General features: G+C 58.6%; 20 protein-coding genes, 1 tRNA gene and 3 pseudogenes. 11 read left to right on the forward strand and 13 right to left on the reverse strand.

Going from position 1 to position 26,047, the window contains the following annotated elements:
- Window positions 1–328: 328 nt before the first annotated feature.
- From QE408_RS19730 to QE408_RS19760, 7 genes are all read left to right on the forward strand, one after another.
- Window positions 329–1,273, forward strand: coding sequence for a Bug family tripartite tricarboxylate transporter substrate binding protein (locus QE408_RS19730; RefSeq protein ID WP_306934076.1), 945 nt, complete (start codon window positions 329–331; stop codon window positions 1,271–1,273).
- On the forward strand, window positions 1,270–1,764 hold the full coding sequence (locus QE408_RS19735; RefSeq protein ID WP_306934078.1) for a tripartite tricarboxylate transporter TctB family protein: 495 nt from the start codon (window positions 1,270–1,272) through the stop codon (window positions 1,762–1,764). The genes QE408_RS19730 and QE408_RS19735 overlap by 4 nt, the downstream gene beginning before the upstream one ends.
- A 90-nt stretch (window positions 1,765–1,854) precedes the next feature.
- Window positions 1,855–3,372, forward strand: coding sequence for a tripartite tricarboxylate transporter permease (locus tag QE408_RS19740; RefSeq protein WP_306934080.1), 1,518 nt, complete (start codon window positions 1,855–1,857; stop codon window positions 3,370–3,372).
- Window positions 3,373–3,601: 229 nt separating this feature from the next.
- Window positions 3,602–3,862, forward strand: coding sequence for a hypothetical protein (locus QE408_RS19745; protein ID WP_306934082.1), 261 nt, complete (start codon window positions 3,602–3,604; stop codon window positions 3,860–3,862).
- Between the two features lie 105 nt (window positions 3,863–3,967).
- Entirely contained in the window at window positions 3,968–4,477 is a 510-nt protein-coding gene (dps, locus tag QE408_RS19750; RefSeq protein ID WP_306934084.1) for a DNA starvation/stationary phase protection protein Dps, read from the forward strand.
- A gap of 308 nt (window positions 4,478–4,785) precedes the next feature.
- Window positions 4,786–5,058: a hypothetical protein gene (locus QE408_RS19755; RefSeq protein ID WP_306934086.1), complete on the forward strand. Its 273-nt coding sequence runs from the start codon at window positions 4,786–4,788 to the stop codon at window positions 5,056–5,058.
- 82 nt (window positions 5,059–5,140) lie between these two features.
- Window positions 5,141–5,344 (forward strand): CsbD family protein, encoded by a 204-nt coding sequence (locus QE408_RS19760; protein WP_062425195.1) that lies wholly within the window; start codon window positions 5,141–5,143, stop codon window positions 5,342–5,344.
- A 72-nt stretch (window positions 5,345–5,416) separates the two neighbouring features.
- Here QE408_RS19760 and QE408_RS19765 read toward each other — a convergent pair whose 3' ends face one another.
- Window positions 5,417–5,806 carry a PAS domain S-box protein gene (locus tag QE408_RS19765; protein WP_306934089.1) on the reverse strand — a complete coding sequence of 130 codons (390 nt, stop codon included), beginning with the start codon at window positions 5,804–5,806 and terminating at the stop codon, window positions 5,417–5,419.
- 455 nt (window positions 5,807–6,261) lie between these two features.
- Here QE408_RS19765 and QE408_RS19770 point away from each other — a divergent pair, with 455 nt between their 5' ends.
- A complete protein-coding gene (locus QE408_RS19770; RefSeq protein ID WP_306934090.1) occupies window positions 6,262–6,915 on the forward strand; it encodes an outer membrane protein in 654 nt (217 codons plus the stop codon).
- A gap of 456 nt (window positions 6,916–7,371) precedes the next feature.
- Window positions 7,372–7,491: pseudogene (locus tag QE408_RS19775) on the forward strand (IS3 family transposase); the annotation flags it as partial.
- Window positions 7,492–8,238: 747 nt separating this feature from the next.
- On the opposite strand, the gene QE408_RS19780 reads toward QE408_RS19775, so the two are convergent.
- The 7 genes and pseudogenes from QE408_RS19780 to QE408_RS19810 form a co-directional block, all read right to left on the reverse strand.
- A tRNA-Met gene (locus QE408_RS19780) sits at window positions 8,239–8,315 on the reverse strand.
- 134 nt (window positions 8,316–8,449) lie between these two features.
- Window positions 8,450–9,646, reverse strand: a complete 1,197-nt coding sequence (gene mnmA / locus QE408_RS19785) for a tRNA 2-thiouridine(34) synthase MnmA (RefSeq protein WP_306934092.1) — start codon at window positions 9,644–9,646, stop codon at window positions 8,450–8,452.
- Between the two features lie 188 nt (window positions 9,647–9,834).
- A complete protein-coding gene (locus QE408_RS19790) occupies window positions 9,835–11,022 on the reverse strand; it encodes an OpgC family protein (RefSeq protein ID WP_306934094.1) in 1,188 nt (395 codons plus the stop codon).
- A gap of 366 nt (window positions 11,023–11,388) precedes the next feature.
- The gene (locus QE408_RS19795; protein WP_306934096.1) at window positions 11,389–12,462 is read right to left on the reverse strand and encodes a Tim44 domain-containing protein; all 1,074 of its coding nucleotides are present in this window, start codon (window positions 12,460–12,462) and stop codon (window positions 11,389–11,391) included.
- A gap of 204 nt (window positions 12,463–12,666) precedes the next feature.
- Entirely contained in the window at window positions 12,667–14,262 is a 1,596-nt protein-coding gene (gene serA / locus QE408_RS19800; RefSeq protein ID WP_306934097.1) for a phosphoglycerate dehydrogenase, read from the reverse strand.
- Between the two features lie 80 nt (window positions 14,263–14,342).
- Window positions 14,343–15,522: pseudogene (locus QE408_RS19805) on the reverse strand (phosphoserine transaminase).
- Between the two features lie 208 nt (window positions 15,523–15,730).
- On the reverse strand, window positions 15,731–16,525 hold the full coding sequence (locus QE408_RS19810) for an outer membrane protein (RefSeq protein WP_306934098.1): 795 nt from the start codon (window positions 16,523–16,525) through the stop codon (window positions 15,731–15,733).
- A gap of 1,102 nt (window positions 16,526–17,627) precedes the next feature.
- Between QE408_RS19810 and QE408_RS19815 the strand changes: the two are divergent.
- Both QE408_RS19815 and QE408_RS19820 read left to right on the forward strand, forming a co-directional pair.
- Window positions 17,628–18,094 (forward strand): annotated as a pseudogene (locus QE408_RS19815) (diguanylate cyclase domain-containing protein); the annotation flags it as partial.
- On the forward strand, window positions 18,068–18,979 hold the full coding sequence (locus tag QE408_RS19820) for a putative bifunctional diguanylate cyclase/phosphodiesterase (protein WP_373465591.1): 912 nt from the start codon (window positions 18,068–18,070) through the stop codon (window positions 18,977–18,979). The pseudogene QE408_RS19815 and the gene QE408_RS19820, both read left to right, overlap by 27 nt.
- 125 nt (window positions 18,980–19,104) lie before the next feature.
- On the opposite strand, the gene glmM is transcribed toward QE408_RS19820, so the two are convergent.
- The 5 genes from glmM to pal form a co-directional block, all read right to left on the reverse strand.
- Window positions 19,105–20,457, reverse strand: coding sequence for a phosphoglucosamine mutase (glmM, locus tag QE408_RS19825; protein ID WP_306934100.1), 1,353 nt, complete (start codon window positions 20,455–20,457; stop codon window positions 19,105–19,107).
- A gap of 271 nt (window positions 20,458–20,728) precedes the next feature.
- Window positions 20,729–22,675, reverse strand: coding sequence for an ATP-dependent zinc metalloprotease FtsH (ftsH, locus tag QE408_RS19830; RefSeq protein ID WP_306934102.1), 1,947 nt, complete (start codon window positions 22,673–22,675; stop codon window positions 20,729–20,731).
- 138 nt (window positions 22,676–22,813) lie between these two features.
- Complete coding sequence (gene tilS / locus QE408_RS19835; RefSeq protein WP_306934104.1) at window positions 22,814–24,052, reverse strand: tRNA lysidine(34) synthetase TilS; 1,239 nt, start codon at window positions 24,050–24,052, stop codon at window positions 22,814–22,816.
- A 101-nt stretch (window positions 24,053–24,153) separates the two neighbouring features.
- Window positions 24,154–25,170 carry a tol-pal system protein YbgF gene (gene ybgF, locus QE408_RS19840; protein ID WP_306934106.1) on the reverse strand — a complete coding sequence of 339 codons (1,017 nt, stop codon included), beginning with the start codon at window positions 25,168–25,170 and terminating at the stop codon, window positions 24,154–24,156.
- Between the two features lie 157 nt (window positions 25,171–25,327).
- Window positions 25,328–25,864: a peptidoglycan-associated lipoprotein Pal gene (gene pal, locus QE408_RS19845; RefSeq protein ID WP_306934109.1), complete on the reverse strand. Its 537-nt coding sequence runs from the start codon at window positions 25,862–25,864 to the stop codon at window positions 25,328–25,330.
- Window positions 25,865–26,047 lie beyond the last annotated feature (183 nt).

The following is a 26,047-nucleotide window of genomic DNA, read 5'->3' on the forward strand; positions in this document are numbered from 1 at the left end:
GATGCGCAGACGCGCATCGACTGGATTTCTGTCACAAGGAAAGAAATGAGGGCTGCCCAAGGTGGTGCGACTGAAACCAACCACCCTCTCGCATAAATTAACGTCCCGTAAACGCCGCAACCTTCACCCCGCGTCAGTTAGATGACAGCTTTGTGTGGTGCTCTGCAATTCTTCTTCATGCCGTGGAGGCGGCCGGAGAAGCGGGAGGAAAGTCTCATCGCATCATACCGTTCAACTGGCAGCGTCTTCGCGCCATGTCGGTCACTCTGCGTGCTCCTTCCGTTGTCATATCGCAACAATGCCGAATGGCATTCAAGGAGGACTTACGTTGAAGCATTTTTTCCTCGCCTCGCTTCTGGCTGGCGCCATCGCTCTTCCCGCAGCAGCCGCTGATTATACCATCATCGCGCCTGCCAATCCGGGCGGCGGCTGGGACCAGACGGCCCGCTCGCTGCAGACGGTTCTGCAGGAAGAAGGCATTTCGAAGAGCGTGCAGGTTCAAAACGTTCCAGGCGCTGGCGGCACCATCGGTCTCGCGCAGTTCGCAAGCCAGCAGAAGGGCAACCCGAACGCGCTGATCGTCGGCGGTTACGTCATGGTGGGTGCCATCCTCACCAACAAGGCGCCCGTCACGCTCAAGGAAGTCACCCCGATCGCCCGTCTGACCGGCGAATATGAAGCTGTCGTGGTTCCCGCCTCTTCGCCGATCCAGAACATCAATGATCTGATCGCGCAGCTGAAAAAGGATCCGGGCAGCGTCTCCTGGGGCGGCGGCTCGGCTGGCGGCACCGACCACATCACGGCTGGCCTGATTGCCAAGGCAGCGGGCATCGACCCGACCAAGATAAACTATATCGCCTATTCCGGCGGCGGCGAAGCGCTTGCCTCCATCCTCGGCGCGCAGGTGACCGCCGGCATTTCCAGCTATGGCGAATTCGAAAGCCAGGTGAAGGCTGGAACGCTTCGGCTTCTCGCCGTCTCCAGCGAACAGAAGCTGGAAGGCGTCGACGCACCAACGCTGAAGGAAAGCGGCCTCGACGTGGTCGTGCAGAACTGGCGCATGGTTGCCGCCCCTCCCGGCCTGACGCCGGAGCAGGAAAAGGCCGTCAATGCCGATATCGAGAAGCTGGTGAAATCCGCCAAGTGGCAGGAAACGCTGAAGACCAAGGGCTGGATGGATACCTATCTCGCCGGTGATGCGTTCAAAGCGCAGCTCGACAAGGACACGGCGTCCACCGAAACCATTCTCAAAGACATCGGACTTGTAAAATGAGCCAGGGTATCACCCCCTCACAAACACCAAAACGCCGCCCTGATTGGGCGGCGCTCCTCATCGCAGTGGCGCTGGTCGCCATCGCCGCCGTCATCTTCTGGGATTCCGGTCGTCTGGCCAGCGTCACCGGCTATTCGCCGGTCGGCCCGGCAACCGTACCTTACGCCATCGGCTTCTGTCTTATCGGTCTGGCAATCTGGACGGCGATCGAAGCCTGGCGCGGGGATTTTCCCGAACGCGACCATCAGGAAGTCGGCCCTGTCGTTTGGGTCGTTGCGGGCCTTGCCGCACAGATGCTGTTGTTGAAGGTTGCGGGTTTTTCCATTGCCACCGGCCTGCTGTTTGCCTTCACCGCACGCGCCTTCGGCAAGAAGAAGCTCCATTATTCGATCCCGCTCGGTATCGCGATCAGCTTCGTCGTGTGGTTCATCTTTGCGCGGCTGTTGCAGCTCTCTCTTCCGGCTGGCCCATTCGAGCAGCTTTTCATCTGATCTCGGCTTTAAAGAACAACATGAGTTGGGGTCTGAGGACGCGGGCGCGTTGAGCCGCAGCAGCCTCGCCCGACAGGGGGACATCTGTCCATGAGCACATTCGAATTCCTTTTGCACGGTCTTGAGGTTGCAGCCCAACCGATGAACCTGCTCTACGCGCTGATCGGCGTGACACTGGGAACTGCCGTCGGCGTGCTGCCCGGCATCGGCCCGGCGCTGACGGTCGCACTGCTTCTGCCCGTCACCTACAGGCTCGATCCTGCGGGCTCGCTCATCATGTTTGCCGGTATCTATTATGGCGGCATGTATGGCGGCTCAACGACCTCGATCCTTCTCAACACGCCGGGCGAAAGCGCCTCGATCGTCACCGCACTCGAAGGCAACAAGATGGCCCGCAAGGGTCGTGGTGGCCCGGCTCTCGCCACCGCAGCCATCGGCTCCTTCGTCGCCGGACTGATCGCAACAATAGCGCTTGCCTTCGTTGCGCCCTATATCGTCAAGCTGGCGCTGGTTTTTGGCCCGCGCGAATATTTCGCGCTGATGGTTCTCGCCTTCGTCACCGTCTCGTCGGCATTCGGCGATTCGGCTCTGCGCGGCCTCACCTCGCTCTTCATCGGCTTCACGCTTGCCATTATCGGCATCGACCAGCTGACCGGGCAGACACGCATGAGTTTCGGCGTGCCGGATCTTCTCGACGGCGTTGAAGTCACCACGCTGGCAGTCGCCATGTTCGCGATTGGCGAGACGCTTTTCATTGTTGCCCAGGGCCAGACCGGCCAGGACAAGATCGAAGCCGTCAAGGGCTCCATCTGGATGAGCGCGCAGGACTGGGCCCGCTCCTGGAAACCCTGGCTGCGCGGCACGCTGATCGGCTTCCCGATCGGCGCGATGCCTGCGGGCGGCGCGGAGATCGGCACCTTCCTCTCCTATGCGACGGAAAAGAAGCTGACCAAATATCCGGAAGAATTCGGCGAAGGCGCCATCGAAGGCGTTGCCGGTCCGGAAGCGGCCAACAATGCCTCGGCTGCCGGTACGCTGGTTCCGCTCCTGACGCTTGGCCTGCCCACCACGGCAACCGCTGCGATCATGCTGGCCGGTTTCCAGCAATATGGCCTGCAACCCGGCCCGCTGCTGTTTGCCACCAATCCGCAGCTCGTCTGGGGCCTGATTGCCAGCCTCTTCATTGCCAACCTCATGCTGCTGGTTCTCAACCTGCCGCTGATCGGCCTCTGGGTGAAACTGCTGACCATTCCCAAGCCATGGCTCTATGCAGGCATCCTGCTGTTCGCGACGCTCGGCACCATCGGCGCCAACCCTTCGGTCTTCGAGCTCGGCATGCTGCTGGCTTTCGGTATCCTCGGCTACATCATGCGTATCTTCGGTTACCCGATTGCGCCCGCCGTCGTCGGCCTCATCCTCGGCCCTCTGGCCGAACAGCAGCTGCGCCGTGCGCTGGCTATCGGCCAGGGTGATCCGAGCGTTCTCTTCACCTCGCCCATCGCCGTCGGCCTCTTCCTCGTCGCAGCCGCCGCCTTCATCGTTCCGCTGATCATGCGCATTCGCGGGCGCGGCCAGGTGCTGACGCAGCTTGCCGCGAATGAAGACTAAACAGACGTAGAAATGCCTCCCAAGGCGAAAAGCCTCGCATCCATCTGTGATGCGGGGCTTTTTTTGCCCCACGTGCGATCGTCGTCACCGGTTGCGAGAAGCACACTCAACAGAACATCAAGCCTTGCGCGCAGATGTGAAATAGCGCAGCATGGCTGGCGGGGAACAGAGGCGGATAAGTCTGAGTTAGACACTCATCTATCGCTTCTGTGATATCCTCGGAGCCAACATGCGAAAACTCAGCCTCCTTATCGTCCTTGCCCTCGCCTCCTGCACTTCGGCCAGCGCTGGCGTCGAACCTATTCCCGGGAGCATCACCTATGGTGGGCAGCCACACACCAAGCTGACCAAAGCGCCCGCCGGCTCCACCATGAGCCACAGTTTTCGCACGGTTGACGGACGCCTTGCACTGGAAACCTACCGCATCGAGCCTGATCGTTCGCTCACCTTGCTGAGGCGAGAGATTATCAGCGACTACCCGGAGCAATGACTGCCCGCACATCCCCGGACAATTTTTACAGCGCCTCCCGAACCTGGAGGAACATCATAGGCCGCTACCCGTTCCTCTCCTGAACACGAGAAGCGGCGCACGGCCGTGACTGTCCAGGAGAAGAAGATGAAGACGCACAAGACCAGAAACGACCTGCCCTCCAACACCAAGTCCACGGTGATCGGGCTTTTGAACGAGGCACTGGCTTCGATGATCGATCTGGCACTCCTCACCAAGCAGGCGCACTGGAACCTCAAGGGTCCGCAATTCATCGCCGTACATGAGCTTCTCGACAGCTTCCGCAAGCTGATCGACAACCACACCGACATCATCGCAGAGCGCGCCGTCCAGCTCGGCGGCACCGCACTCGGCAGCCTTCAGGCGGTCTCCTCCACCACCAGGCTCAAGGCGTATCCGACCGATATCTACAAGATTCAGGATCACCTGGCAGAGCTGATCGAGCGCTATGGCGATGTCGCCAATCTCGTGCGCAAGTCGATCGATGAAGCGGATGAGGCAGGCGACGCCAGCACGGCGGATATCTTCACCGCCGCATCTCGCGATCTCGACAAGTCGCTCTGGTTCCTCGAAGCGCACGTGCAGGAAAAGGCTTAAAGCACGGTCCAAGCAAAAGTGTGCAGCGGTTTTGCGATAACAGCATGCGATAACAAGGACCTAAAACGTATAAGCGAATCTGAAAGATCGCGACACAGTTTAAAGCCTCATACGATCTTTCAGATTGAATCGCTGCGCTTTAGCCGTCTGTTTTACGACGTACCCCTAGCGCAAGACCGTCGCACAAGTTTGCGCGGACGATGCCTTAAAACGACAAAGCGCCCGGCCAAGACCGGGCGCTGCCATCAGATCGGTTGAATTGACTAGTGCCGCCGCAAAACTGCTCGGCCGATGTCCCGAAGCATGTCGTGATCAAGAATGCCGCGCTGGGCGCTTCTGATCAGCACGGCAGCGCATTCATTCGCCACCTGACTGCTGCGATCCTCCAAGCATTCGAAACAAACACCGTCAAAGATAGTCTGCAGATCCGTGACCTGCTGGGGCGACAACTGGCCGCCGACTCGCTGAAATGCCGCGTAGGACAAGGCTCATCCTCCCGTAACATGCTGACAAACGATGTTAATTTCTGTGAACAGTTAATTTCTACACCCGATCGAATCAGATGTCGAATCAGATTTTAACGAATTATCAATCACTCATTTATTGGAACCACAGCGTCATGCCGCCGTTATATTCACACAACATAATAGAGGAGACACCACCATGGACTGGAACCGCGTTGAAGGTAACTGGAAGCAGGTCAAGGGTAAGATCAAGGAGCAGTGGGGCAAGCTCACTGACGATGATCTCGACCAGATCGCAGGCAAGCGCGACCAGCTGGAAGGCAAGATTCAGGAGCGTTATGGCGTCGAAAAGGATCGCGTCAAAAGCGACGTCGACAGCTGGTACGGTCGCCAGGGCTGGTAATCCAAAAAAATAGAATTATCGTCGACAACGGGCTGCGCAACGCGCGGCCCGTTTGTTTGTGGGCAGGTCGCCTTACTGGCGGGTCACACCCTCGCCGAGCACCTTCTCAGGACTGACATCCACCATCCAGCCGATCCCCCTGAACGGCACACCGTCCCGGTCGTAAATCAGCCGTCCGCCGACACGTATGAGCCTGAACCGGCCCGGCTCATATTCAACGGGATATTCTTCCTGATAGAAATTGCCGTAGAGAAGGCTGTCATGGATCGCCTTTGCCACACGCTCTCGGTTAACAGGGTCGATCTTCATCAGAAAGACCTCGATCGGAAGCCCCTCCGCCGCTTCCACCTCGGGCACGCCGCAAAGCGCTGCGCAGACGCGATCGAGCGACAACCGGTTCTCGATAATGTCCCACGTATGATAACCGACCTCACTTGGGTCCCTGCCCAACAGGCAATCCATTTCCCACTCCAAATCCAGATCACAGCCCGCCGAACCCAGGACGCGCAGACCGCTTGCACATATCCTAGGCAGTAATGCCTATACGGGCAATTTAAGGGAACACTAACATTTGTAATTGCCACCGGTGAAGTGTCGATTTCATTAAAACGACACTATCAACGAAATTTGTGCGCAAAACGAGGCGGCCAAGATGAAATATCCCGCGCATTATATGCATTCGCAAGTATCGCTGCCGGTTTGATCTTGGAAATACCAGCGGCCAATTCAACCGGAGACAGAAACGACCTCTTCCACTCAAAAGTATCCCTTTGATGCCGCACGCCCTCTGAGCGAAAGGCCTCAATACAATCTTTAAGAGAGAAACTATCCAACGATCAGCAAGTGTTGCCGGGAATCTACAGCTTTTTCAACCAAAATGCGCTTGAGTATTTTCTCATATACAGGGAGTAAACACCATGAAAAAGACGATCATCACCCTCGCCCTAGTGCTCGCTGCCTCAAGCGCAATGGCAGCAGACGCAGTTTACGAAACACCAGCAGCACCTGTCGCAGACGCTGTCCCGGCCTTCAGCTGGACTGGCTTCAATGTCGGTATTCAAGGCGGCTACAACTGGGCCAATCAGGATGTTTCGCTCCTCGGCGCGACTGGCTCCGCGGACGTCGATGGCGGCCTTCTCGGCGGCTTCGTCGGCTACAACCACGAACTCGGCAACAACTGGGTCGTCGGCCTTGAAGCGGACTTCGAAAAGAACTGGGCGGATGATACCGCCGACGTTCTGGGCACGCCCCTGACCTACGGCCTCGATTGGCAGGGCTCCGTCCGCGGCCGCGTCGGCTACGCCTTTGACCGCGCGCTGGTCTACGGTACGGCCGGCTGGGCCTATGCCCGTGGCTTCGCAGAAGTTCCAGGCTTCAGCGAAAAGGAAACCTTCAACGGCTACACCGTCGGCCTCGGTGTCGATTACGCCTTCACCGATATGATGTTTGGCCGCATCGAATACCGCTACACCGATTTCGGCGACAAGAACTTCGATCTTGGCGCAGGCGCTACGCTCAACTCAGACGTCAACCAACACGCCATCCGCGTCGGTCTTGGTGTGAAGTTCTAAAGGTAGAAGTACACGTTGATCTGAGGAAGCCCGGCTTGTGAACTGACCCCCGAGATTTGGACACCCAACCTCGGGGGTTTTGCATGTCCAAATACAGTTTGGCTTTGAAGCGGGAGGTTGTCGCGTATTATGGCGATGGCGCGCACAGCTACCGAGAGATTGTTTTGCGTCTCGGGTTCCACATTTTCATGATCCGCAGGGGGGCGCAGTCATTCGGCACATGGCGTGGCTGGTTTATCTCGCAAGTATAGCCACTATGATTCGCAGCTCAGGCTGTCAGCCCTTGAACGAATGTGGAAAAATAGATTGTCCCGTCGGAAGGTGACTGCGCCTTTTTAACATTCGTACAGCTTACATCTCAGTCTGGGAGGATCGCTATGACCGCAGCGACCTTGATGCCTTGGCTCCGCGTTAAAAGGAAGGCCGCGCTCTATGCCCAAGCCGCCTATCGACCGCTTCAAAAGCATCGACAGACTACGCGACGGCGTCGAGGGCTACATTCACTACGGCAACAACGACCATATTCGCTTAAAACTAAAAGGGCTAAGCCCTGTGCAATACAGACCCAGCCTTTAAATCATCCCTACCAATACACCGTCCAACTCTATGGGGTCAGTTCAAAGCGAGTCCCATCGTCAATGCGGGACGGTATTGACTACTGTGTTTGCTTGAGCAACCATAGGGTCGCTCCCGCCAACACGTACAGTCCGGCAAAAACAAGTATTAGTATCTGCAAGGCTTTCGTCAAACGGGGATCTTGGTGTTGTTTCTTTGGCGGCTTTTTCATAGCTATTTTAGCTATATCTAATTATCAGTACTTCAAAGAACCAAAATTGGGCTAGGGCATCGTCAAGTTTGAAGTAATCAACCTTGCGACAGGCCAGCAAAGATGATGACGCCGCGAGACTTTGGCGTGATAGGGATTGCCGAGGACATTGCCTGACCAGGCGTGACTCTCGGCTGTGGAATTTTCAATGTTGTCAGCATGCCGCCAACGATCTGGAAGATAACGCCAACAGAAGTTTCCGCACTGAGCTGCGCCGAACATTGCATGAAGAGGGCGAAGAACACATCGGCGGCAATGGTGATTTTTCATGAGGGCTGCTTTTTTGCGGAGTGAAGCAGAGAGCACTCAAAGAACAATAATGAAGGCTTTTGTCGATCCCTTTTGCCAGGAGAACCAGAATTTTAAAAATTCCGACTGCGAGTGTCAAAATTCCGAAACCGCGCTACAGAGTACAACAATACGTTCGGCACGAGATTGTCACCTATGTCTCAGGTACAAACTGTTACCTATCTCTTCGGTCCGGACAATTGGGAAAATGGTAGCGGGAGAGGGACTTGAACCCCCGACACGCGGATTATGATTCCGCTGCTCTAACCACCTGAGCTACCCCGCCACGAGGGAAACAAAGCTGCGATGTGCGGCCCGTTTCATCAAGATGAGCGGCTTATAAGGTGCCGCTCCCTAAAGTGTCAAGCGCAAGATGCGCAAAAAGTCAGTCTTTCGACAGACTTGGCCGGGAAGCCGATTTCAGGCCGCGACCGGGTTGGCGAGCAGCGCTTTGAGCGATGCTTCGGCTTCTGCCGAGCGTTCCGAGCGTTCGATGAAACCGCCGCCGTACACGCGCGCATCTGCGCCCGGTGCGGAGTAGAGAACGCAGGCCTGGCCGGGCGCAATGCCCGCCTCACCGATGGCGAGATCGACATAGATGCCGTTCTCGTCACTGTGGAGAACAGCTTCTGCCGGTGGGCGGGTGGAGCGGACCTTGGCGAAGCAGGCAAAGCCACCGGCCGCGTCGTCTTCAAGCGCGCCATCGCCAAGCCAGTTCATGTCACGCAGATAGACGCGGTGCGTTTCAAGCGCCTCACGCGGGCCGACAATCACACGGCGGCCACGGGCGTCGAGATGCACCACATAGAGCGGCTCGCCGGTTGCGACACCGATGCCGCGGCGCTGGCCGATCGTGTAATGCACGATGCCATCGTGGCGACCAAGCACGCGGCCATCCAGATGGACGATATCGCCCACAAGCGCCGCATTTGGCTTCAGCTTGTTGATGATGTCGGTATACTTGCCCTGCGGCACGAAACAGATGTCCTGACTGTCCGCCTTCTTGGCCACCACCAGGCCCATCTCTTCCGCCAGCGCACGCGTCTCCGCCTTGGAGAGACCACCAAGGGGAAAGCGCAGATAATCGATCTGCTCCTGCGTCGTTGCAAACAGGAACCAGCTCTGGTCACGGTCGCTATCGATCGGGCGATAGAGCGCCCGGCGGTTTGGGTTTCCCGGCACGGGGTTACGGCGTGAGCGGATATAGTGGCCCGTTGCCAGCGCGTCGGCCCCCAGTTCCTGGGCGGTCGCGAGCAGATCGGCGAACTTGACGGTCTGGTTGCAGGCAACGCAGGGCACCGGCGTTTCGCCCATGGCGTAGGCCTCGGCAAAGGGGTTGATCACCGTCTCGCGAAAGCGCGCTTCGTAATCCAGCACATAATGGGGAATGCCGAGCGTTTCGCAGACGCGGCGTGCATCGTCGATATCCTGGCCTGCGCAACAGGATCCGGCGCGGTGCACGGCGGCGCCATGGTCGTAAAGCTGCAGGGTGATGCCGAGGACGTCATAGCCCTCACGCTTGAGAATGCCAGCCACCACGGAGGAATCGACGCCACCGGACATGGCAACGACAATCCGGGTATCTTCCGGCTTCTTGTCAAAGTCGAGCGTATTCAAGGTTTTTCCAATCGTCAGTCATAACGGGGGTAAAGGCCCCGCCGCCTGTCGTCAAATCCAAGTGGGTCAGTCTCAAGAGGCGCGTGAGCTTGGATTTTCAAGCGCTGCATATAGAAAAAAAAGGCCGTAAACGCAAGTACGGGGCGGCATATGCCACCCCGTAGAGCTTTTGTCGATGAGCCGTCGGATCAAGCGCCAGCGGTCTTCTGGCCGCTGCCGATCCACTTGTCACGTTCGCGCCAGAGAGCGGGGATCGCCAGCATCGCAATACCGATTGCGGCGATGGCCGTCTTCTGGATCTGCGTCAACTCAGCCGTGCGGCCATCCAGATAGTAGATGCCGTAGACGATCGCGACATGCCAGACATAGACCTGAAGCGAGTGGCGGCCAAGAAGCTGCAGGAACTTCAGGGACAGCACCCAGATCACGCCAGCGGCGATCTTCTGCACGATCGGATTATGATGCTTAGGACCGGCAATGATCAACCATGTGAGACCAACACCAACGGCCAGGAAGTTGATCAGGTAAACCGGGCCGAAATCGGCGCGGATTTCCATGGTCGAGAATTTGCCCAGCATGAATTCCGGCATCAGGTTCCAGGCGGTCGCAATACGCAGCGGCACGAAGAACAGGCAGACGATGAGCGCCGCCTTGGCAATCCAGCTGCGTTCCGGCGAAAAGATCTTCGTCCACGGAATACGGTTCTGCGCCGTCATGGCACCCAGCACCAGTGCTGTGTAGAACACCAGCTGCCAGCCAAACAGGTTGAAGCTGACGCGGATGCCCTGCTCGTCCACGCCCTTGACGATCTCGTTCATCGGCGCGGTAAAAAGCTGCTGCAAGCCAAGCTGACCAGCCATCCACACCAGCAGCGAACCGGCCATGACATAGGCCCACTTGCCATCAAGGCAGAGCTTCACCAGGAAGGGCGCGAAGATCATATAGACGATGTATTGCGGCAGAATATCCATGAAAGTCGGCTGGAACAGGAAGGTGGCAATCGCTGCCAGACGCAGCGGATCGTCAAAGGACGTCATGCCCAGCCAGTTGTACCAGATGTAGGGCGCGTGTGGGATGACCATGCGGGCAAAGAGCACCGCAATCACCAAGCCCATCGCATATTTGTACAATTCGAGCGCGCGGCTCCAGATCATGTCGCGCCCGGCCTCGTAGCCGTATTTCACCATCTTGCGGGCATAGACCATGCCGATGAGGAGACCGGACAGGAAGACGAAGCCCTGTGCATCCTCAACGAAGGCGAACTGACGGTGATTGATTTCCACCAGCCAGAAACCGCCTGCAAACACCAGATGGTTGATCAGCATAAAGACGAGGAAATAGCCGCGCATCCCGTCGATCAGGTCGAAGCGTTTCATCGTGTCTGCTCTCCATTTCGCGGACCGCGCTTATGGCAGGTCGCCTGTTCCTCTGCTCGGGTTTAGTCCGAAGGTCGGCCCGAAGTTCGGATTGTCAACGCGAATAAAAGGCGGGAGTTCCGCCTATGAACGCATTTGCTAAAACGCGAACAGTTCACATTGACGTGTGCCTTGCTGGGTTAAAAGGCAGTGACTGAATGTGAGATGAACGAAAAAAGGCAATAAATGGACAGGGGTGCGGCGCACCCCGTTGCGGAGTTTGATCCAAGGGCCTGAACCGCCTGCCCACCAGTGCGAAGCGCCGAAAAAGAAAAAAGTGCCGGGATCGAACCCCGGCACCTTCATCATGTCGAAAAAACTTAAGATTTATGCGGCAGCCTGGATTGCGGCCACTTGCCACTCCGAGCCGTCCTTGCGAACGAAGGTCCACATCTCGACTGATTCTTCCGGCTCATGCTCATTGCCTTCAATGACCTTGCCCGTGGCACGGTCGCGCATGATGTCGATGGCCGAGTAGCGCATGGCAACGGTGGCGAAGTCCTGGCCTTCTTCGTGCCATGCTTCCGCAACGTCGCCCTGCAGCAGCGTCACATCGCGAACGTCGTTCTTCACGCCGCTCGTCGCGTGGTCGCTGAGCTCTTCGGCAAGGTAAGACATGGCTTCCGGCGTCGTCAGCTTGCGCAAAGTGCCGTAATCTTCCGCAGCATAAGCGGACTGAACCTGTTGCAGCATGTGCTGGAAGGTTTCCAGGTCGCCATGCGTCACGCCGATTTCGTCACCTTCGGACATGGCATTTTCATGCGGTGCAGCTCTGGTGGCAACGGGAGCGGCAGCGGCCGTTGCGGCGGCAGCGCCACCGAAGGCACCGGCGCGCGATCCCATCTGCGGGATCTTGAAGCCACCCTGGCCTTGACCGTTATTGGCAGAATAGTCGCTGCGCGCATTGTTCTGGCCGGAGGCACCGCCATAGGCCGGCTGGCCCTGACGACGCGAGGCGAAGAAACGCATGGCGAGCATGACGACACCGCCGATCAGCAGCACCTGCAGCAACATGCCGAAGAAGCCTGCCATGCCACCGAAACCGCCGCCCATCAGCATGCCGAAAAGGCCGCCCATCAACAGGCCGCCCATGAGCCCGCCCATCATGCCACCGAACATGCCGCGGCTCTGCTGCGGCGCCTGCGCGGTCGGACGTGCCGGCTGCGCTGCGCCTGGTTGCGCACCCTGGTTGGTGTTCGGCGTCATGCTGCGGTTGATCGGTGCGGACTGACCAGGCGCCGTGTTGGTTGCGGGCGGCGCCGAAAAGGTGCGCGTGCCGCGGCTGCCGAAACCGCCGCTGGCGCGGCGCGCTTCTGCCATATCGACAGCCACGAACGAAACCGCAATCCCCAGAGCGGCAACTGCGAACAAACCTTTAAAGCGCCGAATGGCAGCAAACATCGTTATCTCCTGTTGGGTCGCCCTCCCATTGAGCGACAAAGAACGACAGGGATATAGCAACTATCGGTCTTCATTTTGAGGGTATGAACCATAAATATTTCGTGATGCGCAACCTTTGGTAGATTGCGTTCCAACGGAGAAGAAAAAGCCCGGCGCGGAAGGCTATCCGCACCGGGCTTGAGGATGAGAAAGACGTTGAGCCGATCAGTCGATATTGAAGGTCAACGGCTTGACCTGGCGGATCGCCGGGTTGGCGCGCAGCTTGTTCAAGACGTCTTCGGACACAGGACCATCGACATAGAGAAGCGCGATGGCATCGCCGCCATTGACTTCGCGACCCAACTGGAAGTTCGCGATGTTGACGCCTGCTTCACCGAGCGTTGTCCCCATGAAGCCGATCATGCCGGGCACGTCGGTATTGGTGATGTAGATCATATGCTGACCGACATCGGCATCCATGTTGATGTTCTTGATCTGGATGAAACGCGCCTTGCCATCCGAGAACACCGTACCGGCCACCGAGCGAACCTGGTTTTCGGACTTGACTGTCAGCTTGATGAAGCCGTCATAGACACCGGTCTTGTCGCGCTTGACCTCGGACAGGATGATACCCTTTTCCTTGATCATGATCGGCGCGGAAACCATGTTGACGTCTGCCACCTGCGGACGGATCAAACCGGCCAGAAGTGCGCTCGTCAGTGCCTTGGTGTTCATGCTGGCGGTTGCGCCATCGTAAAGGATTTCGATTTCCTTGGTGGCGCTTTCCTGTACCTGACCGACAAAGGAACCGAGAACATCGGCCAGCTTGATGAAGGGCTTTAGACGCGGCGCTTCGTCAGCCGTGATCGAAGGCATGTTGATGGCGTTGGAAACCGCACCCTTGACGAGGTAATCCGACATTTGCTCGGCAACCTGAAGAGCAACGTTTTCCTGCGCTTCCGTGGTGGATGCGCCAAGATGCGGCGTGCAGACGACGTTCGGCAGGCCGAAGAGCGGGCTCTCGGTCGCGGGCTCGACTTCGAAGACGTCGAAACCGGCACCGGCGACATGGCCGGACTTGATGGCGTCGGCAAGTGCTGCCTCATCCACCAGACCGCCGCGGGCGCAGTTGATGATGCGAACGCCGGGCTTCGTCTTCGCAAGGTTTTCCGCGCCCAGAATGCCGCGGGTCTTGTCCGTCATCGGAACGTGAAGCGTGATGAAGTCGGCCTGGGCCAGCAACTCGTCGAGCTCGACCTTGGTCACACCCATTTCCTGGGCGCGCTCCGGCGACAGGAAGGGATCGTATGCCAGCACATTCATCTTGAGGCCAAGTGCGCGCGAGCAGACGATGGAGCCGATATTGCCGGCACCGATGACGCCGAGCGTCTTGCCGGTGATCTCGACACCCATGAATTTCGACTTTTCCCACTTGCCGCCTTGCGTGGAGGCATCGGCTGCCGGAAGCTGGCGAGCCACGGCAAACATCAATGCAATGGCGTGTTCGGCAGTCGTGATCGAGTTGCCGAACGGCGTGTTCATGACGATGATACCGCGGCGCGATGCGGCCGGAATATCGACATTGTCGACGCCGATACCGGCGCGGCCGATGACCTTGAGATTGGTCGCGGCTTCGATCAGCTTTTCCGTCGCCTTTGTCGCGGAGCGGATGGCTAGACCATCATAATTGCCGATGATTTCAGCAAGCTTGTCCTTGTCCTTGCCGAGCTTCGGCTGGAAATCCACCTCGACGCCACGGTCGCGGAAGATTTGAACGGCGGTTTCCGACAGTTCGTCAGATACGAGTACGCGAGGTGCCATGGTGTGGGCTCCTTGAAAAACGGTTTATGCGGGAAAGCGAAAAGTGTGTGCGGCCCTGCAATCCGCAGGGCCGGAATGGATCAGGCCGCAGCCTTGGCAAGCGTTGCCTTCTGGGTTTCGAAGGCCCACTTCAACCATGGCATCACAGCCTTCATGTCGGCCGTTTCGATGGTCGCACCAGCCCAGATACGAAGGCCCGATGGCGCGTCGCGGTAGGCACCGATATCGAGCGCCACATTTTCCTTTTCGAGAAGGGAAACCATGCCCTTGGCGAAATCGGCCTGTGCAGCCGCATCAAGGGCTGCAACATCCTTGCAGACGATCTTGAGGCAAACGGAGGTGTTGGAGCGCGTCTCATCGACAACCGCCAGATTGGCGATCCAGTTGTTTTCGGCCACGAAGTCGAAGATGACCTTGGCATTGGCGTCAGCACGCGCGATCAGCGCCTTCAGTCCGCCCAGGTTCTTCGCCCAGAGAAGCGCATCGATATAGTCTTCGACGCAGAGCATCGAAGGCGTGTTGATCGTCTCGCCCGGTGAAGATGCCTTCGATCAGCTTGCCGCCAGAGGTCATGCGGAAGATCTTCGGCAGCGGCCAGGCCGGTACATAGGTCGTCAGGCGCTCGACGGCGCGTGGCGACAGAATGATCACGCCATGGCCACCCTCGCCGCCCAGAACCTTCTGCCAGGAGAAAGTGACGACATCGAGCTTGGCGAAATCGAGATCCTGCGCGAATGCGGCAGAGGTCGCGTCGCAGATGGTGAGACCCTTGCGATCGGCAGGAATGAAATCGGCATTGGGAACACGAACACCCGATGTGGTGCCGTTCCAGGTGAAGACCACGTCGCGGTCGAAATCCACTTCGGACAGGTTCGGCAGGAAACCGTAATCGGCCTCGAACTTGCGAACATCCTTGAGCTTCAGCTGCTTGACGACATCGGTGACCCAGCCGGCACCGAAGCTCTCCCAGGCGAGCATGTCCACGCCGCGTTCGCCGAGCAGCGACCACAGGGCCATTTCAACGGCGCCGGTGTCGGATGCGGGAACGATACCGATACAATAATCGGCAGGAACGTTGAGAACTTCGCGGGTGAGATCGATGGCCTGCTTCAGCTTGGCTTTGCCAACCTTGGCGCGATGCGAACGACCAAGCGGTGCATCGGCGAGAGCATCAAGCGACCAACCGGGGCGCTTCGAGCAGGGACCTGAAGAAAAATGCGTATTGCCTGGACGCACGTCCGGCTTCACTGTATCTGTCATTTGACTATCCTTCCAGATAGGCGCTCCACGTTAGGGTGGAGTGTCCTGACGCCGTTGCTATTCCTCTCCGCCACTTCCGTCAAGCGGAATATGTCGCAAGCTTCAACAATTTTGTCCGATATGCGCCAGACGCCGATAACCGCACAAAAGAAAACCGCCCGTATCGACAGGATACGGGCGGTCGAAGTCTACGATCGGTCTGTGACGTTTACTTGTAAACGGCGGGCTGAACCGGAATATCGGCGGGCGGCATATACTGTGCGGTGTCGCAGCCGTTGAAGACATAGCGGCCACCGAGACGGACTTCATGCGAGGTCAGGCCCTTGTCGCGGCCAGGACCGGCAGCGCCGTTGAGACCGAACATTTCGCCTTGCCCGATCTGACGGAAGCGATAGCCGATATCGGCCTTGAAATCGCAGGTGACGTCAACCGAGGCGCCAGCCATCAGAGCGTAGGCGAAGCGCCAGTTGCTCTTGCCGTCGAACTCGCAGCAACCGGAATCGGTCCTGAACGTGTCCCACTTCACATAGGCGCCACCGATACCCGCGCCGACATAAGGCGTGACGCGGCCATAGGTGCCGAGATCGACATAGGCGTTCGCCATCAGGCCATAGGCCGTGAGCGAGGTGTGAGACGACAGGTCTGGTGCCGTGCCACGGAAGTTGGATTTCGACAAATAATCGAAAGTCAGGTCGGTGCGCAGATAGTTGTTGATCTGGTAGCCCACACCTGCGCCAAAGAGGACGCTGTCCTTCTGGGACGCGCTGGTAAAGCTGACATCTTCCATCGCAGATGCCGACACCGCCCGGTTGAAGCTGCCGCCGCGGAACTTGTTGAAGGAATAGCCAACATCGCCACGCAGATACCAGCCGCTCGCTTCCTTCACCTGAATTTCCGGTGCAGTCTCAATGTAGGCTGGTGGGGCTGGTTGATAGACATCCGCAGCAAGTGCGTGTTGACCTGCCATCAGAGCGGCAACAATACCGATCAGGCTCTTCTTCATATAGGTGGCTCCATAAGCGGCACACGCAAGTGGCGCGTACACCAGTGAATTCTTCACTTATGAAACCTGAATGAAATTGGTTAAGTGACGATTAATATTACCGCCAGTAAAGGCTGTTTTACTAATAAATACAGTCAACGCCGCGTTAACGGCAGCAATGTCAGCAGCTAAAGCTGCGCAAATGCACCCGTAGCGGGCTTAAGTACATCCCGTAGCTGCACCAGAACAGATCAGCACAACTGTGCCGAATCGATGTGTTTCTTTCGAATTCGTCCTGTCGATGGACAACAGTATTAACCGGTATCCAGTATAAAACGAAAAGCGCGTGCAACAGCCCGAAACTTTGACCTCTCAGGCATGTTCACGCGCAGAACGTTTCGACATCGCCCGTCATCGTCCCGCATTGACCATGACGGCGCCACTCGCTGCGTTCGGCAACAGCTGAAATCGCGACTAACCCGTTGAAGAAGACGGTACAACAACCTGTCCAGAGTGGCCCTCGGTGAAAACAAATCTGAAAAGCATCTTCGACTTCGCGCCCACGCCACAGGACAATCCGGTGTTGTTGCGAGCGCAATATACGGCCTTCAGCCGGCAGATGCCGATGATGTACTTCATCCTGCTGTCCAGCACCTGGGCGCTGGCCCTGACCTATTTGGACGCCGCACCGAGGTTGCTGTCGCTTGGCGTTCCATCTGTCTTCACGGTCCTGTGCGGTGCGCGCATCCTCTTCTGGCTACGGTCTCGGGGTGAAACCCCTTCCATTGCAGCCGTCGCGGCCACCATGCGGTGGATAAACATCCTCGGGGCAGGAATTGCCGCGGGCTTTACCACTTGGTCCTGCCTGCTCTACCCCTATGGCGATGACTTCCAGAAGTCACACGTGGCCTTCTATATGGCGATCACCGTCATTTCCTGCATCTTTTGCATGATGCATGTGCGCTCTGCCGCCCTGATGGTGACGGCGATCGTCAACGGCACGTTCGTCGTCTTCTTCGCGTCCACCGGGCACATGACGCTGGTTGCCACGGCCATCAACATTCTGCTCGTCTGCTTCGGCATGCTGGTCGTGCTCAAGATCAACTACGACAATTTCGAGCAAATGGTGCTGGCCCAGCAGAAGACCGAAGCGCTGAGCAATGAGAACCTCAAGCTGGCCAACATCGATAGCCTCACCGAACTCCCCAATAGACGCGCATTCTTCCATCATCTCGACGCATGCTTCACGCTCGCCCAGGCCGAAAAGCACCGGCTGGCGGTGGGCGCGATCGATCTCGACGGCTTCAAACCCGTCAACGACCTTTACGGTCACTCCGCCGGCGACCGGCTCTTGAAAGAAGTCGGCAAGAGGCTGCAGGACGTGTGTAGCGCACAAGGCATCTTCCTGTCCCGCCTGGGTGGCGATGAGTTCGCCTTCATCATCTCCGGTCAAGTCAACGAGAATACTGTGCTTACCGCTGCCACATGATGGGCGCCAAGCTTCGCATCCCCTTCGAAACGCCGGATGCCAAGATCATGATTTCCGCTTCGATCGGCATCGCCATCTATCCCGATGTCGCCTCGACGCCCGAAGAACTCTTCGACCGCGCCGACTATGCACTTTACCAGAGCAAGCGGGAGCATCGCGGGAACAGCACGCTCTTCACCACCAAGCATATCGTCGAAATCCACCGCGATGCGCGCGTCGAGCAGACGCTGCGACAGGCCGATCTCGCCAAAGAATTGTCGGTGGTCTATCAGCCGATCCTCGACGTCACCTCCGGCAAGACCGTCGGCTTCGAGGCGCTCGCGCGCTGGGAGAGCAGAGTTCTCGGAACGGTCGGGCCCGCACAATTCATCCCGATTGCCGAGCGCGCCGGCATCATCAGCATGCTGACGAAACCGCTATTGAAACAGGCACTCGCTGCGGCAAAGACCTGGCCGAAGGATGTGCGCCTGTCCTTCAATCTCTCAGCCCAGGCTGTCAACAGCACGGAAGCCACGCTTGGCATCATCGCCATCATCGCCACCAGCGGCTTCGACCCCCAGCGGCTCGACCTGGAGATCACCGAAACAGCGATCATTCACGACACCCGAAAGGCACGCAATTCCGTCGAGATGCTCCGAAAGATCGGCTGCGGCATTTCGCTCGACGATTTCGGCACCGGCTATTCGAGCCTGACCTCTCTGCACTCGCTCCCGCTGACCAAGCTCAAGATCGACCGGAGCTTCGTGAGAAACATTCAGGACAGTGCCGCAAGCTACAACATCGTCCGCTCGCTCCTGACCCTCAGCCGCGAGATGGGCCTAAACACGATTGTCGAAGGCGTCGAAACCCAGGCCGAACTCGACGTCATCAAGACGCTCGGCGGAACGCTGGTGCAGGGCTACGTCTTCTCCCGACCGATCCAGACGGAGAAGGTGCACGCATTTCTGAACGGGGACTTGGAGGAGAGCCTTCAGAAGCGGGCGTGACGGGGGTAAGCGCAGACATCCCTCGCGTGCGACCCAACCGACGCCTCAGCCCATGATCCGCTATCCGACGTTGAAGCAAGGGTGAAAGGGCGTCCCGTCGGATGCGAGCGCCCTCTGCGGATATGTCAAGCCGCCGACTTCACACTGCCGATCACGCCGACCAGATCATTCACGATCCGCTCGACCTGCGCACTGTCATCGCCTTCGGCCATGACGCGGATCAGCGGTTCGGTGCCCGATGGGCGAATGACGAGGCGGCCCTTGTCGGCGAGTGCGCTTTCGGCATCGGCGATCGCCTGCTTTACAACGGGATTCTCGAGCGGCTTGCCGCCGGAAATGCGGACATTCTTCAACAGTTGCGGCACAGGCTCGAACTTACGGCAGACCTCGCTCACCGTCTTGCCCGACCGCTTGACGCGCGCCAGAACCTGAAGCGCTGCCACAAGACCATCGCCCGTGGTGCCGTAATCGGACAGCACGATATGGCCGGACTGCTCGCCGCCGACATTGAAGTCGTGGTTGCGCATATGCTCCACCACGTAACGGTCGCCCACCTTGGTGCGCGCCAGCGTCAGCCCCTTGTCGCCAAGGAACCGCTCCAGGCCAAGATTGGACATGACGGTTGCGACAATGCCGCCGCCTCGCAGGAGGTTGTCCTCGGCCCAGCTATGGGCAATGGTTGCCATCAATTGGTCGCCATCGACGATCTGGCCGCGCTCATCGACGATGATCACGCGATCGGCGTCGCCATCGAGCGCAATGCCGATATCGGCACGCACTTCATGAACCTTTTTCTGCAAGGCTTCCGGATGGGTCGAGCCGCATTCAAAATTGATGTTGGTGCCATTCGGCTCGTTGCCAATGGTCACAAGCTCGGCACCCAGTTCCCAAAGCGCGGTGGGAGCAACCTTGTAGGCTGCACCATTGGCGCAATCGATGGCAATTCTGAGCCCGTTCAGCGTCACATCGCGCGGCAGGGTGCGCTTGACGAATTCGATGTAACGATAAATGTCGCCATCGACGCGCTTTGCGCGACCGATCTCGTGCGGCTTGGCAAGCTGGGCGTAGATGTCTTTGTCGAGCAGGTCTTCGATCTCCAGCTCCAGCTCGTCGGAAAGCTTGTAGCCATCCGGGCCGAAGAGCTTGATGCCGTTATCGGCGAAGGGATTGTGCGAAGCGGAAATCATCACGCCGATATCGGCACGAAGCGAACGCGTCAGCATGGCAACCGCAGGTGTGGGGATCGGGCCAAGCAGGAAGACATCGAGACCGGCAGCGGTAAAACCAGCGACCAGGGCGTTTTCCAGCATATAGCCGGACAGGCGAGTATCCTTGCCGATCACGACGCGATGACGGTGATGGCCACGACGGAAGATCGTACCGACAGCAATCCCCACCCGCATCGCCAGATCCGGGGTCATGGGGAAAACGTTGGACTGCCCGCGAATGCCGTCAGTTCCGAAATAGCGACGTGTCATGTGAACTCCAAATATTGAGGACGACCACTGGTCGAGTCCAAGCGTCCTTCTTCGCTAGATGCCACAAAGCGAGTCTGGCGGCACGTAAATTACCGCAAAAACGGAATATATGTCGTGAGTGGTCGGGTTTCTCCCCAGGAAAGCGTTAGGGTTTTCAGGCGAAGCGCCAGCAACGGGAGAGGCTAGCCCGCCGAATGGGAGCGGTGCAAACACCCAGCAAAAAGGCCGCCCTGTCGGAGCGGCCTTTCTATCGTAAACTTATGCACCAAGCTCAGTGCGGCTGTGGCTCCATGCCACCTTCCGCTTCGCCGTCGCCCTTGGCCTCGTTCGGGCCGTCCTTCTTGGCGCCCGCCTTCGGCACGGCGGAGCCGCGGCTGTTTGGCGAATCGTCACCCATATCGCGGGCAGGCTTTTCACCCTTCAAGAGCGCCTTGATCTCTTCGCCAGACAGCGTCTCATATTCGAGCAGGCCTTCGGCAAGAGCGACGAACTCGTCGTGCTTTTCGGTGAGGATGCGGCGGGCTTCGCTATACGCCTCGTCGATCAAACGGCGAACTTCGCTATCGATCGTCCGCGCTGTTGCCTCGGAAACATTCTTCGACTGCGAGACGGAGTGACCCAGGAAGACCTCCTGCTGGTTCTCGCCATAGGCAACCTGTCCGAGTTCGTCGGAGAAGCCCCACTGCGTCACCATGGCACGCGCAAGCTTGGTTGCCTGCTCGATATCGGAAGACGCACCGGAGGTGATGTTTTCCTTACCAAAGGTCAGTTCTTCGGCCACGCGGCCACCCATCATGATGACGAGGCGCGACACCATCCACTTGTAGCTCATGGAATAGCGGTCGCCTTCCGGCAACTGCATGACCATGCCGAGCGCACGACCACGCGGAATGATCGTCGCCTTGTGCAGCGGATCGGCCACCGGCACGTTGAGCGCGGTAATGGCGTGGCCCGCCTCGTGGTAAGCGGTCAGCTTCTTTTCGGCCTCGGTCATGGCGGTCGTGCGGCGTTCCGCACCCATCATGATCTTGTCCTTGGCGTCTTCGAATTCCTGCATGGTGACGACGCGCTTGTTGCGGCGCGCGGCCATGAGGGCGGCTTCGTTGACGAGGTTCATCAGATCCGCACCGGAGAAACCGGGTGTACCACGGGCCAGCACCTTGAGATCGACATTCGGTGCCAGCGGCACGTTGCGCGCATGAACCTTGAGGATGCGTTCGCGGCCGACGATATCCGGGTTCGGCACCACGACCTGACGGTCGAAACGGCCTGGACGCAAGAGTGCCGGGTCGAGAACGTCGGGACGGTTGGTCGCGGCAATCAGGATGATGCCCTCATTGGCCTCAAAGCCGTCCATTTCAACCAGAAGCTGGTTGAGCGTCTGTTCACGCTCATCGTTACCGCCGCCAAGACCGGCACCACGGTGGCGACCGACGGCGTCGATTTCGTCGATGAAGATGATGCAGGGCGCGTTCTTCTTCGCCTGTTCGAACATGTCGCGGACGCGGGACGCACCCACACCGACGAACATTTCGACGAAGTCCGAACCGGAAATGGTGAAGAACGGCACATTGGCTTCACCGGCAACCGAACGCGCCAGAAGCGTCTTACCCGTACCGGGAGGACCGACAAGCAGCACGCCGCGCGGGATCTTGCCGCCGAGACGCTGGAACTTCTGCGGGTCGCGCAGGAATTCGACGATTTCTTCCAGATCCTGCTTGGCTTCGTCTACACCGGCCACATCGTCAAAGGTGACGCGGCCATGCGCTTCGGTCAGAAGCTTCGCCTTGGACTTGCCAAAGCCCATCGCGCCGCGCGATCCACCCTGCATTTGCCGCATGAAGAACAGCCAGACGCCAAGGATCAGGAACATCGGCAACAGCGTGCCGAGATAGCTCAGGAAACCGGAAGACCCATCGCTTTCAGGACGCGCGACGATGGTGACGTTCTTCTGCTGAAGACGGTCCATCAGCGAGTCGTCGATCACCGGCGAGTAGGTCTGGAAGGTCGTTCCATTCTCGGTATAGGTACCAAGAACGCGGTTGCCCGTTACCGTCACTTCACGGACACGGCCTGCATCGACATCACGAATAAATTGCGAATATGGAATTTCGCGCGAGCCGGATTGAGACGGCGATGTCTGGAACATGCTGAAAAGCGCAATCAGCAGAAGAGCAATCACCGCCCACAGGGCGAAATTTCTAAAATTTGGGTTCATTGAACTCCCCGAACTCCAACGGACGGAGGACCGCCCGCCATTATGTTGCCCCTAACATAAGGAGGACAGGTGCGGTTGCCAAGGCGAAGGGAGAAAGGAGATGTGTTTTGCGGTAAAAACTCTGCGAATTTTACCGCACTAGTATACCGGAAGCTGCGGATAGACGCCGCGCCCAAGGCTGAGCGCAATCGCATTTGCCAGTTCAAGATCGAAGCGGGGCAGAAACAGGTCATAAGGCGCAATCAAGGGGCGGATCGTTACCGCTCCAATATCAGCGCTCCCCTGCCCTGAACCCTCCGGCCTAACAAGCGGCTGCGCAAGCTTCGCCCGTTTGAGCACGCCGGTCGGAACTGCGGTCGGCGCGAGATCTTCTTCATATGCAGCCACCCCGCCGGAAACGCTTACCGCGACCTTGGAACGGTTGACGATCTCGAACCGCTCATCCCACAGGCCGGTTTCACCGGGAGCAACGGTGATCGTCGGCACGTCCCGGTTCTCACGCATCAGGTAGAGCCCCTCCTTGCGCCTGTCGAAGATGACACGCCCCGCTGTCAGCCTGCCTGGCTCTCCACCGGCAACGAAGGCCATCACCCGATCCATACTCTCCGCCGCAAGCGGATAGGCCCTGCCGCCAGTGACGCCAGCGAGGGCTGCGAGGGCATAGCGGATGACGTTAGGATCATCGATAAGGCAATCAGCGTGGAGCTTGATCAAGCCCCCCGGATAAGCCTGCACGGCAGCAGACACAAGAGCGGCGGCTCTGGATGCAAGCTCTGTCCTGTCGAGCAGCGGCTCGCTGGACGGAACATCGGCGTCCGTGGAGCGCTTGCGCACCCGCACACGCTCATACTTGTCGTCTTCATTGCTGGGGTCGTCGACCCAGCCCTGCCCTCTGGCCAGGAGATAGCGGCGGATATCCTCACGCCTCACGCCCAGGAACGGGCGCAACACCCAGTGACGGGCATTGTAGAGAACCGCATCTGCCATGCCGGAAAGCCCGGGCAGGTTCGCTTGCGCGCCCCGATAACTGCGCATGGCAATCGTCTCGCGCTGGTCGTCAAGCGTGTGCCCGACCACGATGGCGGTCGCACCAATCTTGCCGGCGACCTCTCCGATCAGCCGATACCGCGCCAGCCGTGCTGCGGCGGAGATGCCGGTTTTCGGTTTCTCGTCGGTCCAGCGACGGATGTGATGAGGAATGGAGAGCGTGCGACACAGCGACTTGACGGCCTCCGCCTCATCCGCCGCTTCGGGCCGCAAAGCATGGTCGATGGTCACGGCATGAAGCTGGACATCGTCTCGACCGCAGACAAGCAAAACCTCGTGAAGCGCCAGAAGCAGGCCGGTGGAGTCGCTTCCGCCTGATATAGCGACCAAAAGAAGGGCAGGTTTTTGAATTCGTTCTAGAAAATTCCGCGCTGCCTCGATCGGCGCTAGCGGAGAAGACGGGATCGCCATGGCGGGGGCTGCGAGCAGGCTCAGCAGCCGATGCGCTTCTGTTCGCTGGTGACTTTGCCGAGAACGGTCTTGGAGGCGCTGGGGTAGCGCTTCGGCACTTCGCGCAGCGTGGCGCAGGCCGTGTCCTTGTTGTCGAGTGCGGCAAGCGACATGCCGAGCTTCAGCAGCATTTCAGGCGCCTTGGGAGACTTGCCGTAATTCTTGTGTCCATCGAGAAAGGTCTTCGCGGCAGCGGTGAACTTACCCTGCGAGTACTGCGCTTCGCCAAGCCAGAAGCTGGCATCCGCCGCCTTCGAGCCATTGGGATAGCCCTGGATATATTGTTCGAAGCCCTGCTCCGCCTGCTTGTAATCGCCCGCCAGCACATGGCTGTAGGCCGCCTGATAGATGTCGTTTTCGCTGGTGAGTGCGGCGGTATTGACCGGATCGGTGCTGGTGGACTTGCCACCCGTGCTCACACCTGGAAGCGCGCCCGCAGAATTATTGGCGTTCGAATTCAACGTGCCGCCAATCGGCATGCCACGCGAATCGAGCTCGATCGAGCCAAGCGTCGTTTCCCCAGGTGCGGCGTTGGACCGCGGCCCGGTGGGCGCCACACCGCCGGACGCCGAAGCGCCGTTGGAAGACGGCTCTTCGATGATGGTTGCGACATCGTCAGACGGACCGGCGGAAGAGCCTGCAGGCGGAAGATCCGCCTCGGCCTTTTTCTTCGGTGCTGCAGCCGGTGCGGACGACTTGCCGCCGCCTTCCAGTTCCTGGAAGCGGTACTCATTGTCTTCCTGCGCCTTGCGAATGGTCTCCTGCATCTGGAGAAGCTGGAAGCTCATCTCTTCGATACGACCGTTCAACTGACGGATCTGCTCTTCAAGCTGCTGTACACGGTAGGTCTCGTTGGCCTGGACATTGACCACCGGAGCCCGCGAATTGGTCGTGCTAGGGTTCCCACCCCAGCCAAACAACGGCTGCGACACTGCAGTGCCGCTCAAGCCGGTGCAGGCTGCAAGCCCCAGCATTCCCGCCACGACAAGTTTCTTCATAGTGCTTCCTGTCTCATTGATTTGCGCCCCAGCGGCGCAACTCCGGATTTTTTCCATCTGCGATGAAAAAGCAACTTAACTTCGGCCAAACTATGAAAAAAACGAAAGGCGACCCGAGGGCCGCCTTTGCAAATTTCATCACGATTGCGCGAGGCAATTACATGCCTGCGCCACCGAGAACGGTAACCGCGCGGCGGTTCTGCGACCAGCAGGAGATGTCGTCGCACACAGCCACCGGACGTTCCTTGCCGTAGGAGATCGTCTTCATGCGGTTTGCCGGAACGCCCTGGGACGCCAGGAATTCCTTGGTGGCGGCTGCACGGCGTGCACCAAGCGCCAGGTTGTATTCGCGCGTGCCGCGTTCGTCGGCATGGCCTTCGATGGTGATGGCGTAGTTCGGGTAACGAGCAAGCCACTGAGCCTGGCGCTGCAGCGTCTGCTGTGCGTCGGCACGGATCGAGGTTGAGTCGGTATCGAAGAAGATGCGGTCGCCGACATTGACGGTGAAGTCCTGCTGCGAACCAGGCGTCGCGGAACCGGCACCACCGCCGAGGCCAAGCTCGCCAGCGCTGTTCGGCATGTTCTTCTTGTTCGCGCAACCGGCAAGTGCCAGAGCGAGCGTCAGAGCGATGACAGCCGGATTGCGGGCGATTCTCTGCATTGGGCTAAGCGCCGAAGTTTGTGTACGGCTCATCGCCGGTCTCTCCTTAGGATTTCGATAACGTTGCCAGACGCTAACCGATTGAGGTTAACGGCCCCCGAACGCTTATGGTTAACAAAAAGGAAATGTCCCACTTTTTTGCTCCCTCACAGCACTTTGCGGCAAGAAAGAGGCGCATTCCCGGCATTCTCCACAAAACCGCCGCAACGCCCCGGT

Origin of the sequence: Agrobacterium larrymoorei (assembly GCF_030819275.1) — a bacterium.
In the GTDB taxonomy this organism is placed as follows: Bacteria; Pseudomonadota; Alphaproteobacteria; order Rhizobiales; family Rhizobiaceae; genus Agrobacterium; species Agrobacterium larrymoorei_B.

Excerpts from the sequence above, each read along its gene's own strand:
- QE408_RS19745 (WP_306934082.1), top strand. The coding sequence starts at position 3,602 with ATGCGAAAACTCAGCCTCCTTATCGTCCTTGCCCTCGCCTCCTGCACT.
- QE408_RS19740 (WP_306934080.1), top strand. The coding sequence starts at position 1,855 with ATGAGCACATTCGAATTCCTTTTGCACGGTCTTGAGGTTGCAGCCCAA.
- QE408_RS19810 (WP_306934098.1), bottom strand. The coding sequence starts at position 16,525 with ATGAAGAAGAGCCTGATCGGTATTGTTGCCGCTCTGATGGCAGGTCAA.
- QE408_RS19765 (WP_306934089.1), bottom strand. The coding sequence starts at position 5,806 with ATGGATTGCCTGTTGGGCAGGGACCCAAGTGAGGTCGGTTATCATACG.
- ybgF (WP_306934106.1), bottom strand. The coding sequence starts at position 25,170 with ATGAAGAAACTTGTCGTGGCGGGAATGCTGGGGCTTGCAGCCTGCACC.
- QE408_RS19735 (WP_306934078.1), top strand. The coding sequence starts at position 1,270 with ATGAGCCAGGGTATCACCCCCTCACAAACACCAAAACGCCGCCCTGAT.
- glmM (WP_306934100.1), bottom strand. The coding sequence starts at position 20,457 with ATGACACGTCGCTATTTCGGAACTGACGGCATTCGCGGGCAGTCCAAC.
- QE408_RS19760 (WP_062425195.1), top strand. The coding sequence starts at position 5,141 with ATGGACTGGAACCGCGTTGAAGGTAACTGGAAGCAGGTCAAGGGTAAG.
- QE408_RS19795 (WP_306934096.1), bottom strand. The coding sequence starts at position 12,462 with ATGTTTGCTGCCATTCGGCGCTTTAAAGGTTTGTTCGCAGTTGCCGCT.
- QE408_RS19790 (WP_306934094.1), bottom strand. The coding sequence starts at position 11,022 with ATGAAACGCTTCGACCTGATCGACGGGATGCGCGGCTATTTCCTCGTC.
- pal (WP_306934109.1), bottom strand. The coding sequence starts at position 25,864 with ATGAGCCGTACACAAACTTCGGCGCTTAGCCCAATGCAGAGAATCGCC.
- serA (WP_306934097.1), bottom strand. The coding sequence starts at position 14,262 with ATGGCACCTCGCGTACTCGTATCTGACGAACTGTCGGAAACCGCCGTT.
- ftsH (WP_306934102.1), bottom strand. The coding sequence starts at position 22,675 with ATGAACCCAAATTTTAGAAATTTCGCCCTGTGGGCGGTGATTGCTCTT.
- QE408_RS19770 (WP_306934090.1), top strand. The coding sequence starts at position 6,262 with ATGAAAAAGACGATCATCACCCTCGCCCTAGTGCTCGCTGCCTCAAGC.